This is a genomic window from Ectothiorhodospira variabilis (assembly GCF_022227625.1).
In the GTDB taxonomy this organism is placed as follows: domain Bacteria; phylum Pseudomonadota; class Gammaproteobacteria; order Ectothiorhodospirales; family Ectothiorhodospiraceae; genus Ectothiorhodospira; species Ectothiorhodospira haloalkaliphila.
Genome location: NZ_JAJNAO010000008.1, coordinates 138,186 through 148,950 on the forward strand (window position 1 = coordinate 138,186; position 10,765 = coordinate 148,950).

At 64.6% G+C, this 10,765-nt stretch carries 10 protein-coding genes and 1 pseudogene; 2 read left to right on the forward strand and 9 right to left on the reverse strand.

Annotation, left to right across the window (positions count from 1 at the left end):
* Positions 1–107: 107 nt before the first annotated feature.
* The 8 genes from LPW30_RS10070 to hutX form a co-directional block, all read right to left on the reverse strand.
* A complete protein-coding gene (locus LPW30_RS10070) occupies positions 108–494 on the reverse strand; it encodes a c-type cytochrome (RefSeq protein ID WP_051582648.1) in 387 nt (128 codons plus the stop codon).
* A gap of 124 nt (positions 495–618) precedes the next feature.
* Entirely contained in the window at positions 619–1,968 is a 1,350-nt protein-coding gene (locus tag LPW30_RS10075; RefSeq protein WP_239680770.1) for a coproporphyrinogen-III oxidase family protein, read from the reverse strand.
* Positions 1,965–2,879 (reverse strand): heme ABC transporter ATP-binding protein, encoded by a 915-nt coding sequence (locus LPW30_RS10080; RefSeq protein WP_239680771.1) that lies wholly within the window; start codon positions 2,877–2,879, stop codon positions 1,965–1,967. The genes LPW30_RS10075 and LPW30_RS10080 overlap by 4 nt, the downstream gene beginning before the upstream one ends.
* Positions 2,876–3,958 (reverse strand): FecCD family ABC transporter permease, encoded by a 1,083-nt coding sequence (locus LPW30_RS10085; protein WP_239680772.1) that lies wholly within the window; start codon positions 3,956–3,958, stop codon positions 2,876–2,878. The genes LPW30_RS10080 and LPW30_RS10085 overlap by 4 nt, the downstream gene beginning before the upstream one ends.
* Positions 3,955–4,824, reverse strand: coding sequence for a heme/hemin ABC transporter substrate-binding protein (locus tag LPW30_RS10090; RefSeq protein ID WP_239680773.1), 870 nt, complete (start codon positions 4,822–4,824; stop codon positions 3,955–3,957). The genes LPW30_RS10085 and LPW30_RS10090 overlap by 4 nt, the downstream gene beginning before the upstream one ends.
* 115 nt (positions 4,825–4,939) lie before the next feature.
* The gene (locus LPW30_RS10095; protein ID WP_239680774.1) at positions 4,940–6,973 is read right to left on the reverse strand and encodes a TonB-dependent hemoglobin/transferrin/lactoferrin family receptor; all 2,034 of its coding nucleotides are present in this window, start codon (positions 6,971–6,973) and stop codon (positions 4,940–4,942) included.
* 135 nt (positions 6,974–7,108) lie between these two features.
* The gene (locus LPW30_RS10100; protein ID WP_239680775.1) at positions 7,109–7,792 is read right to left on the reverse strand and encodes an SDR family oxidoreductase; all 684 of its coding nucleotides are present in this window, start codon (positions 7,790–7,792) and stop codon (positions 7,109–7,111) included.
* Positions 7,789–8,337 (reverse strand): heme utilization cystosolic carrier protein HutX, encoded by a 549-nt coding sequence (gene hutX / locus LPW30_RS10105; protein ID WP_239680776.1) that lies wholly within the window; start codon positions 8,335–8,337, stop codon positions 7,789–7,791. The genes LPW30_RS10100 and hutX overlap by 4 nt, the downstream gene beginning before the upstream one ends.
* A gap of 489 nt (positions 8,338–8,826) precedes the next feature.
* Here hutX and LPW30_RS10110 point away from each other — a divergent pair, with 489 nt between their 5' ends.
* Positions 8,827–9,513 (forward strand): hypothetical protein, encoded by a 687-nt coding sequence (locus tag LPW30_RS10110; protein ID WP_025282934.1) that lies wholly within the window; start codon positions 8,827–8,829, stop codon positions 9,511–9,513.
* Between the two features lie 46 nt (positions 9,514–9,559).
* Here the strand turns inward: LPW30_RS10110 and LPW30_RS10115 are convergent, their stop codons facing one another.
* Entirely contained in the window at positions 9,560–10,072 is a 513-nt protein-coding gene (locus LPW30_RS10115; protein ID WP_025282933.1) for a flavodoxin, read from the reverse strand.
* A gap of 273 nt (positions 10,073–10,345) precedes the next feature.
* Here LPW30_RS10115 and LPW30_RS10120 point away from each other — a divergent pair.
* Positions 10,346–10,765 (forward strand): annotated as a pseudogene (locus LPW30_RS10120) (ATP-binding protein); the annotation flags it as partial.

A 10,765-nucleotide genomic window follows, 5' to 3' on the forward strand; every position in this document is an offset into this window, starting at 1 on the left:
CCTGGCAGGAGGTGATTGATTGCGGAAACGGCTCAAGTGACAAGACAAACCTACGAGATAGAGGAGCGGCCTGCCCGAAAGGGTTGAGCCGCTCCTTTTCGTTCAGGCTATTGAGACAGAATCCATTCCACCAGGCTCTCCAGGGTGCCCTCGCCGAAATGATCATCCACCCAGGCGTTGGGGGTCATGAACTGTTGCCCCCATTCACCCGAACCCCCCTCCCTGACCTTTGCCACCAGCTTGTCCGTGACATTCTGTCCGCGATAGCGCTCCGCCACGTCCTGGTAACTGGGCCCGACCGGATGATCCCGATCCACGAAATGACATCCCATGCAGCCTGCCTCGGTGGCTCTTTGCAGCATGTCCGCGGATACCGCCTGCGGCCCGGCAGCCAGCCCCAAGGCGCCGATCAAGGGCAGTGACATGAGCAGTTTCCCGGCAGGGCGCCCGGACAGACGACGGCGCGGGGAATGGTCTTCTTGGTATTGTTTCATGCGTTGCTCCTCCAGAAGGGACGGACAGGTAAAAAGCTGAAAGGCCAGCGGCCTTCCAGCGGATGATGCCGCCATGGGCGGCGGTGACCGAGGATGAAGGGATAGCTGCTGCGTGGCAGGCGGTTCAGTCGGCCTGGTCGGTGCCCCTTTGCCACGCGTTGATGGCGGTGGCGGTCAGTTCCGCGGCCAGATTGTTGCCCCAGAACACGCCCTCCATGGTGAGGATCAGGCGCTCGCCGTCCACCGGTGTGAGCAGGCCCTGGGCCGTGCGTTCGGCGCACACGGCTGCCACCGGCGACCGGCAGGGGGCCGGCAGGAGGCTTAGGTCCACCTGCCCGAACTGGATGCCGCCGATAAAGCGGTAAAAGGCCGGGTAAGGGTCCCGGGTGGCCAGCCCCTGGCGCTCGCCCGGGTGATTCACCGCCTGTTCATAGGCTTCCGGTGCCAGGGGATTCATCAACATCATGCCGCCGAGCCGCCCACCGGCACCGGCCCCCAGGGGCAGCGTATCGCCTCCCTGGTAGCGCAAATCCACGTAGCGGTAGCGATCCCGCCCGGGACGCGCCAGTTTGGTGAGCTCCAGCAACTGGAAACCCTGATGATGGGCGTGCTCCATGATTTGTCTGAATAGCCCCCACTCCCGGCGCAGGCTGTCCGCCGTCTGTGTCGTCCATTCGGGATGCTGGTGGGCCAGCCGACTCTTGTCGCTCACCATGAGCGCGTAAAAGGAAAAGCCGGCCAGGTCCAGCTCGGCAATCCTGTGAAGATCGGCCGCCAGATCCTCGGGTGTCTGCTCCGGGTAGTGGTAGATCAGGTCCATCCCGAGGTTGTCCAGCCCCAGGGCACGGTAACGGCGAATGCGTTCGGCGATCCACTGGCCGTTGCCGCTGCGGCCCAGCAGGCGGCGCCCGGCATCATGGAAGGTCTGCACACCCAGGCTGACCCGATTCACGCCCGCGTTCATGCAGGCCTGAAGTTTCTCCTCGGTGAGTTCCGTAACGCTGCTCTCCAGGGTGATTTCCACATCATCGGTGAGCTGAAAGTACTGTTTCAGACCCGCCAGGATGCGCTCGAGAGCCGCCGCGCTGAGCGTGCTGGGGGTGCCGCCACCAAAATAGATGGCGCCGTAGCGCCCATCGGCCACATAGGGGAGGCGAGTCAGGGCTTCCATGTCACGCAGGAGGCGTTCGGTATAGGTGTCATCGGGTGCGCCCTTCATGCGCCGCATGTTGCAGAAATGGCAGAGCTTTCGGCAGAAGGGGATGTGCACGTAGATGGCCCGGGGCCTTGCGTCGGCCTCACGGCCGTCCAGGTGCTCGCCCAGCGTCACGGCACCGCCCGAGAGGCCATGCAGGGGGGCCAGGGCGTCGTGGTGGCTGCGCAGCCGCTTCTCGTAATGCAGCGGAGGACGGCCCTCGGGGGTTCCGTGACCGTGGGAGGTGGCTTGGGGGGAACGCGTTGGATGGGCAATCATGGCGAAGCCTCCAGCTCGCATTGGGGTTTGGGGGTGCCATATCGCAACCGCACCCAGGGGCACTGGGTGTGTGTGTCCGTTTCCACCACGCAGTCGACGCCCCAGACCCGGCGGATGGTGGCGGGCACAAGGACATCCCGCGGGGCGCCACTGTCTGCCACGCGACCGCCCTCGAGGATCGTCATGCAATCGGCAAAGGCGGCGGCCAGATTCAGGTCGTGCAGCACCACGAGAATGGCGCGCCCCCTGGCGGCGTCGGTTCGCAGCAGCTCCATGAGTCGCAGCTGATGACGCACGTCCAGCGCCGAGGTGGGTTCATCCAGCAGCAGCACCCCGGGGCGCTGTGGGCCGGTTTCATACACCTGGGCCATGACCCGGGCCATTTGCACCCGCTGGCGTTCGCCGCCGGACAGGCTGCGATAATCCCGACCGGAGAGATGCAGCACCCCGGCCCGTTCCAGGCATTCGTGCACGATGGGGGTATCCTGTTCCGGGGTGCGGTGGGGCAGGCGGCCCATTTCCGCCACCTCCCAGGCGGTCAGCGGGAAGGTGACCACCGCCTCCTGGGGCAGCACGCCGCGACAGCGGGCCAGGGCATTGGGGCACCAGTCATCCAGGGGCCGTCCCGACCAGGTCACCTGGCCGTGGTTCTGCCTGGTTTCGCCCGCCAGCACCGACAGCAGGGTGCTCTTGCCGGCACCATTGGGGCCCACCAGGGCATGCACCGTGCCCGGTGCCACATCCAGATGGGCCCTGTCCACCAGCGTGCGGCCCTGGCGTTCCACCCGAAGATCACGAACCTGGATGCCCGTGTCCGAGGTCGCCTGCGCCGGCATGGGCGACGGGCGGACCGTCGGGGACCGCCAGGCGGCGGGCAGGGGCCATCGCCCATGAAGCAGGGAGTTCATCATCCAAGCCTCCCCTGCTGACGCATCAACAGCCACAGGAAGAAGGGGCCGCCCAGCAGGGCGGTCAAAAGCCCGATGGGCAGTTCCGCCGGAGAAACGATCACCCGGGCCAGGGCATCGGCCAGCAGCAGCAACAGGGCGCCACCCAGGGCCGAGGCGGGCAGCAGATAGCGGTGGTCCGGGCCAATGGTCAGGCGCAGCAGATGGGGCACCACCAGTCCCACGAAACCGATGATGCCGGCGATGGCCACCGAGGCGCCCACCGCCAGGGCAGCGGTGATCACCACCAGGGTCTTGATGCGGTGTACCGGGAAACCCAGATGGGTGGCCACGGATTCGCCGAGCATGAGGCCGTTGAGGGCGCGGGCGATGAAGGGCAGGGCGGCCAGGGCCAGCACCACGAAGCCTGCACTGACCGCCCACAGGGCCCAGCCTGCATGGGCCAGGGACCCCATGTTCCAGAAGGTCAGTGTGCGCAGTTGCTGATCGTCGGCCATGTAGACCAGCATGCCGGTGGCGGCGCCGGCGATGGCGTTGATGGCAATGCCGCCCAGCAGCAGGGTGGCCACCGAGGTATGTCCCCCCCGGCTGGCCAGGCGATACACCAGCCAGGTGGTCGCCAGGCCACCGGCGAAGGCCGCCAGGGGCAGCGCCAGCACCCCCAGGGGCAGAACCAGGGGGGCCAGCACCGTGGTGCCCAGCACGATCACCGCCACGGCCCCGAGCGCCGCACCGGCCGACACGCCGATCAGGCCGGGGTCGGCCAGGGGGTTACGGAACAGCCCCTGCAGGGCCACGCCGCTCATGGCCAGCGCAGCGCCCACGGTGATGGCCACCAGCACCCGTGGCAGTCGGAGATTGAAGATCACCTCGTGGAGGAAGGGATCGTCCAGTTGCCCGGTGAGGATGCGCAGTACATCCCAGGGCGTCATGGCCACGGCACCGGTGGTGAGTCCGAGCATGGCGGCGAGGATCACCGCCGGGATCAGGGACAGGGTCACCAGGCGCGCACGGGCGGACCGGGAGCCTTCCGGCTTCACGGTCGGGCTGGCCCGCACCCATTCGGGAGCCACGGCGCTCATGAGTGCCCGATGCCCACGGGGTGGCCGGCCAGGCCCTGGTTCAGGAAGCGACTGACATCCAGCACGGCCTCCCCCAGTCGGGGGCCAAAGCCCAGCAGGAACAGGGTGTCGCCCACATACTGGGGCACCCGGGACAGCGAGCCGCCAAAGTCTGCCGCCGCCTCTCCGGAGATGATCAGGGCATCCGGTCGCCGGGCCATGACACCTTCCCGGGACACGGGCCGATAACCGGAATAATCCTGGAACACGTTCTCGCCCCCGCACAGGCGCGCCAGGGCATCTGCCTTGGTATCGCGACCGGCGGCCACCGCATTACCCTGGCCATGGGCCATGAGCAGGACCAGCCGGGGCGGACGCCCCAGATCGGTCTGGATCTTCCGGGCCTCGTCCAGGTCCGCCTCCACGGACCGGATGATTTCCATGGCGCGGGCCTCGGCACGCAGCCAGCACCCCAGGGTGACCACCCGGATCTTGAAGCCGTTGAGGCTGGGTTCCCCGGAGACGGTGAGCAGCTTGACGCCTGCCCCGGCCACACGCTCCAGAGTGGTGCTCGGGCCGGCGCTACCGTCATGGATCAGGACGTCGGGCCGCAAGGAGAGGATGCTCTCCGGGGTGAGCGTGTGCTGGTAGCCCACCCTGGGGAGGGCGTTGGCGGGCTCCGGGTAGGTGCTTGTGGTATCCGCGCCCAGCACCTGGTCACCGGCCCCCAGGGCAAAGATGGTTTCCGTCAGGCCCCCGCCGATGGCCACCAGGCCCCCGTCCACATACATGTCGTGGGCGGCACAGGCGGGCCTGGCCGCCAGCGGTCCGCAGATCATGCCCAGGGCACCGCCTCCGAGCCAGCGCAACAGGTCACGACGATGCATGGCGTGACTCCTGGCCCGGGAGTCCACGGGCGGTGACGTGATTCAGGGCGGATGTTTCATGGGTTTGAATGATGTGTGACATGTGGGTTGTCTCCTGTTGAGGGACATGCCGTGTTCAGAATCGGTAACTGGCCTGGATCTTCACGTTGCGGCCGGGGTCGTTGATGGACGCGAGGTGAGGGCGATAGGCCTTGTCGGTGACGTTGTCGATGCCGAAATCCAGTCGCAGGCGCTCGCCGGCCGCCCTGGGCTGCAGGGTCATGAAGAGATCCGTGAGGGTGTAACCGTCGGCGGACTCGCCGCCATCGGGAACGCGATCCTGGGACCAGGCCCGGGTCAGACGTCCACCCAGGGTGAGCTGCCCACCCATGACATGGATGCCACCTTCCAGGCTGAGGCTGTCCGCGGGGATGCCGGACAGCGGTTCCCCGTCGGTACGGTTATCCCCGCGTATGCGACTGGCGTTCATGGCCACGAAGTAGTCGGGGTTCAGATACTGGAATTCCAGTTCCTGGCCGCGCAGACGGGCATCCCTGACGTTCTCGGAAATGGTGCGACCGGTTGGACCACCGGGAGGTGGAGGTCCCACGGGAGGGTCAGATTCCACCTGTTCATCGATGTAGTCCTCCACATCGTTCTGGTAGATGGATAGCCGGGCCCGCACCTGATCCTGGGCCTGCCAGATACCCTGCCCGTGGTAGCTCAGTCCCAGTTCCTTGTTGCGGGCCTTCTCGGGCTTGAGGTCTGGGTTGGGCTCGAAGAAGTTGTTGCCAAAATGCACCCCGCCCACGTAGAGATTGGTGAGGGACGGCGCCCGGAAGGCCTCCGAATAGCCACCGAACAGATCCCAGCCCGGGGCCACCATGAAGGTGGCCGTCAACTGCCCTGACCATTCCGATTCGGTGATGGAGGGCTGATCGTCGGCATCCTTGTGGAACCGGTCGTAGCGCAGCCCCGGAGAGACCTCCCAACGCTCACCGATCAGGATGCGGTCGGTGATGAACACACCGGTGGTCTCCTGGCGGGCATCGGGATACTGGGGCCGCCGATCTCCGTCACGCCGTCCCCGCTGACGGTCCCGGTAATGTTCCAGCCCGACAAGCAACTCGTGATCCACCGCGCCGGTGCGCAGCCAGGTGGTATTGGTCATGTCCAGGCCCACGGTTCGCAGCCGGGTCTCGTCGTACCGGTCGGTGTCGACCCGTGTCTCCTCCAGTTCCACCTGGTTGCCGTAAACGGTGGCGTCCAGGTTCACCCAGTCGTTGTCCGGGGTGAACTGGTAGCGCAGGGTCTGGGTGCGGCTATCGGTACGGCGATCCACGATGATGCCGGCCGAGCCACCGCCGGTACCCGAGGCCGTGGCATTGGACGGGATCTCATGGTCATCACGGAATCCCTGCAGGCTCAGGGTAAGCCGATGGTCCGGTGCGGGACGCAGCGTGCCCTTGATCAGCCCGGAAGTGATGTCATCGCCGGTGAAACGGATGGTGTCGCCAACGCCGTCCTCCAGGTCGGACTGATCCCGCTGGAGTATGCTGCCCAGCCAGGAGCCCCGCTCACCCTGTCCGGCCACGATGGCCGACAGCAGTTGCTGGCTGCCCTGATCCTGGTAACCCGCGGTGATGCGGCCGCCGAAGGCATCGTCTCCCAGGAAACTCTCCGGGTCGCGGGTGCGGAAGTTCACCACGCCACCCAGGGCACCCGAGCCGTACAGGCTGGAGGACGGCCCGCGCAGCACTTCTGCCTGCTCCAGAAGAAACGGATCCAGGAACACCCGGCCCTTGTGACCGGAAGCAAAATTCTGACGCGCGCCATCCACCCGGATGACCACCCGCTCGCCACCGAGGCCGCGGATCACGGGTTGCAGGGCGGTGGTACGGGGCCCGCCGCTGGTATCCACCCCCGGCATGCGATTCAATACATCCGCCAGGTCCGCTGCCTGATCCCGGTCCAGGGTGGCCCTGTCACGCACGGCGACGGGGGCCCCCAGTTGATCCAGGGCCGTCGGTACCCGGGTGGACTCCACCATGATGCTGGGCAGGGTGAGGGAGGCCACCTGTTCGTGATCAGGCCGGGTGTCGGCGTGTGCGGGCAATGCCAGCGTCAAGGAGGCGGCAATGACAGGAATGGCATGACGGTGTTGCGGCATGAAAGCCCTCCAGGCGATGGAGTCGGGGTCACGGGATGCTTGTGGTACAAGCGGCCTGGCTGGCTACCTGGCCCGGGAGGGGCGTTGGCGGGCTGGGCAAATCTTTAATGAATGATAATTATTATCATTACGATGTCAAGGTGTCAGGGGCTCGGCGTGAGAATCTTTGCTCGGATCCGGATCAAGTCGTGAGTGATCCAGATCCACGGCTGCGAAAGCCTTGCCCAGTGAATTGTGTTCATCGATCACACGCTCGATCAGGCAAGCCACGTCGGCCCGGGTGATCATCCCGTGTATGGTGGGCTTGGTGGAGAGGATCGCCCGACCGGTGGCCGGTGCGGATAGCAGGCCTCCCGGGCGAATGATGGTGTAGGGGAGGCCGGACGTGCGCAGGTAGTCCTCGGCTCGGGTTTTGGCTTCCACCACATCCCCGAAGGCGGCAATGGCCTGCTCGGAGCGATAGGGCATCATCTCTCCGCAACCAATGGCGGTCACCAGCACCAGGCGTTCGGGGGCATAGCGTCGGGCCACGTCAATGACCGTCTGATTGCCTGTCTCGTCCACGTAAGTGCCGTCGTCCAGCCTGCCGGCCAGCGTGGAAATGACGATCCCATCGGTGCCCAGGGCCATGAAGGCACGCTCCACATCCCCGGAGCAGGTGGCATCACCCGGAATGATCTCGACATCCAGGGTCTTGAGGGGAGCGGGCTCGCTGTTGGGCCTTACCAATGCCAGCACGGGCTGGTTGCGCCCACGCAAGCGGTAGGCCACTTCCAGCCCCACGCCCCGGGTGGCGCCGAAGATCAGGACAAGCTTCATGCGGAGGCCTCCCGCTCGACGTGATCCAAGGCGGTCAGGGTGTTGCGCAGTCGGGAAAAGTGCTGGAGCTGATCCTGCCGCAGCTGGCGCTGTTCATCGCGACCGACGAAGACCTTGAAGATCCCCTCTCCCTCACCATTGAAGAACTGGATGGACGCCGTCTCCATGCCCATGAAGGGGCGCTCCATGAACACGATGTGCTGACAGCGCTCAGGACGCAGGTGACCCGACAGGCCGGTCTTGCCCTGGAGGTTGTAGAAGCCATGCCCGGTCCGACCGGAGGGAAACGGGCCCTTGAACTCCATGATGACGTCGGCGGTGTGCAGCACCGTGGTCACCTCTCCCCAGGAGGGCAGGGCGGACAGGACGTTGAGGTAGTGTCGCCCGCTGACCTCCGTCCAGTGGTTTTGGGGCAGGCAGCGCACCACCTCCAGAAGGCTGAGTTTCTCCTCATGGGCGATCTGTTCCAGTACGACGCCCGGCTCGTCGGCGAGACGTTGGCACAGGGCGCTGGATGGGTGTGGCTGGGGGGCGGATTGGGGCATGAGATCCTCCTTTGGAAACAAAATAATGCGAATCATTCCCATTTCTAGCAGAGTTCATGGGCGCTCACAAGTGTTTTTGTTCCAGCACAATGCAACCGGCCATCTGCCATTCATGCGTGCTTGTCTCATTCGATGAATGATGCAAGAATGTTAACCATTCCCGTTTGCATCATCAGCCAGCCCGCAGCCAGCCACATGCAACGGTTACCCATGTGATCCCACGGCGAGGATCACATCACCCGTAACCCTGGCTTGACGGAAACGCAACGATGCATGCTGCTGGCTCTCCTGCCGTTCATCTCCCAAGACGACGCCCCATGGCGCCCGTTACTCGAACCGGCGCCGGATGAACCGGGCGAATCCGCCTCTGCCAGCCTCCAGGCAGCAGGCTGTGGCGCACACACAGGGAACGAACAGGCTCCACGACCGGGAGAGATTCGAGCAGTGACTCATTGCAAGTTGTTTTCACCTACCCAAGGAGCATCGTCCATGCATTCATCCCCTCGTCGTTTCGTGCTTGCCTCTGCCCTGTGCATCATCCTGCTGGCCGGGCTACCGCTGAAACAGGCCGTGTCCGATGACCTGCCCCAGGTGGTGAAGGATCACCCCCCCATACACGTCATCCACCCCGACGGGGTCGCCAGAAGCATCAGCCTGGCGCAGGTGCTGGACCACCATGGCTACCCATGCGGTCCGGCCACAGTCGGCTTTCTGGCCCTGCAATATGGTCTGGACCTGCTCTTTGGGGAGGATGAGATCGCTCGGGCCAACGATCTTCTGGTGCTGAGTCATGCCCCCATGGGCGGAGTGACCGATGCACTGGATCTGGTGCTGGTGAGCGAGAAGCCCGAGTCGCGCACGCCGCGACCGGCGGGGATGGAGCACGCCGTGGAGAGTTTCCGCATTCAGTTATTGCGCAAATCCACCATGCAGACCGTCACGGTTGCCCTGGACCCGCAACTCTGGCCCGAGGACTGGTTTGAGCTGCGAACCCTTCGTCGTGCCGGAGAAATGACGCCCGAGCTGGAGGCGCGGCGTCAGTCGCTGCAAGACGAGATGGTGGAGACCTTGCCCACCAAATCATTCGAAACGCTTTTTGGCACCCCGGACATCAATATGGTGATGACCTGGGGCGGGATCACGTCCGAGGAGGCCAGGTCCGCGGCGCAGCAGTAGCAGCCGCCATACCCACCCGCGGCACGTGGCTGCGGGTGGGGGGCTGTCAGGGGAAGACCACCGCCTGAAGCTGTCGACACCAGGTGGCCACGCGGGCATCGGTGAATTCGCTCTGGTTGTCTTCGTCCAGGGCCAGACCGCAGAAATGGTCGTCGATCACGGCCAGGGAGTGCTCAAAGTCGTAGTGTTCATCGATCGGCCAGTAACCAAGAATTCTTGCGCCGCGAGCCTGCGCCTTGTCGTGCAGGATGCGCATGGCATCCACGAACACCTCACCGTATCCATACTGATCGCCCAGGCCGAACAACGCCACCGGCAGGCCCGACAGATCCACGTCGTCCAGGTGGTCGATGAAATCTTCCCAGTCATCCTGAAGATCCCCGTAACCCCAGGTGGGCGCCCCCCAGATGAGCAGATCGTAGTCCGTCATGCTGTGGGCATTGTCGAGGGTAGCCACATCCAGCAGATCCACCGACATGGGTTGGAGGGCATCCCGGATCATTTCTGCCACATGCAATGTGCTGCCACTGGTGGTTCCAAAGTAGATGGCCACTCGCATGTTTTTCTCCTCATTTCAGTGAATCGTAATGAGAAGCATTATCTATTGTTTTTCTCGTCCGGAGCAAGCAGCAAGTCAAGGTGATAACACCGTGGGAGCCGTCCAGGGCGGCGAAAGGCGGAGCGCATGGAGCTGAAGCGCGGTGCCGAACGTCTTCGTGGGCAGGCCCGCTCCTGCATCAGCCCTGCTGCAGCGTTTTCTCCCACAGGCCTGTCCCTGTCTTTTGGACGCAGGTATTGGTTTACCAGAGAGATTCCGTCCTATACTGCGGTCATGCCTCGCTTCTTCAACAATGCCGGACCCACGGTCCCTGCCGATCACTATGCCATTGACCCCTTGAGTCGCATCGACTGGGAGGATCTGCAGGCGCTGATCGAGCAGAAGCGGTATTTTGTCCTCCATGCCCCGCGCCAGACGGGCAAGACCACCACGCTGCTGGCGATGATGCAGGTGATCAATGCTCAGGGTCGTTATGCCTGTGCCTATGCCAATATCGAGGGCGCCCAGGCGGCGCGTGGCGACTCGACGCTCGGCATCCAGGCAGCCTGCAGCGCCATTGCCCGATCCATCAACCACTATCTGGGCAACGACGCTCCGAGTCGCTGGCTGAGGGAGCATCAGGACACCAACGCCCAGGATCTGCTGACGCATTTGCTGGAAACATGGTCGCTTGGATGCGATCGCCCCACGGTA

What these genes read in the sequence shown, in the direction of transcription:
- LPW30_RS10070 (WP_051582648.1), bottom strand. Translation starts at nt 494, where the DNA reads ATGAAACAATACCAAGAAGACCATTCCCCGCGCCGTCGTCTGTCCGGG.
- LPW30_RS10075 (WP_239680770.1), bottom strand. Translation starts at nt 1,968, where the DNA reads ATGATTGCCCATCCAACGCGTTCCCCCCAAGCCACCTCCCACGGTCAC.
- LPW30_RS10080 (WP_239680771.1), bottom strand. Translation starts at nt 2,879, where the DNA reads ATGATGAACTCCCTGCTTCATGGGCGATGGCCCCTGCCCGCCGCCTGG.
- LPW30_RS10085 (WP_239680772.1), bottom strand. Translation starts at nt 3,958, where the DNA reads ATGAGCGCCGTGGCTCCCGAATGGGTGCGGGCCAGCCCGACCGTGAAG.
- LPW30_RS10090 (WP_239680773.1), bottom strand. Translation starts at nt 4,824, where the DNA reads ATGCATCGTCGTGACCTGTTGCGCTGGCTCGGAGGCGGTGCCCTGGGC.
- LPW30_RS10095 (WP_239680774.1), bottom strand. Translation starts at nt 6,973, where the DNA reads ATGCCGCAACACCGTCATGCCATTCCTGTCATTGCCGCCTCCTTGACG.
- LPW30_RS10100 (WP_239680775.1), bottom strand. Translation starts at nt 7,792, where the DNA reads ATGAAGCTTGTCCTGATCTTCGGCGCCACCCGGGGCGTGGGGCTGGAA.
- hutX (WP_239680776.1), bottom strand. Translation starts at nt 8,337, where the DNA reads ATGCCCCAATCCGCCCCCCAGCCACACCCATCCAGCGCCCTGTGCCAA.
- LPW30_RS10110 (WP_025282934.1), top strand. Translation starts at nt 8,827, where the DNA reads ATGCATTCATCCCCTCGTCGTTTCGTGCTTGCCTCTGCCCTGTGCATC.
- LPW30_RS10115 (WP_025282933.1), bottom strand. Translation starts at nt 10,072, where the DNA reads ATGCGAGTGGCCATCTACTTTGGAACCACCAGTGGCAGCACATTGCAT.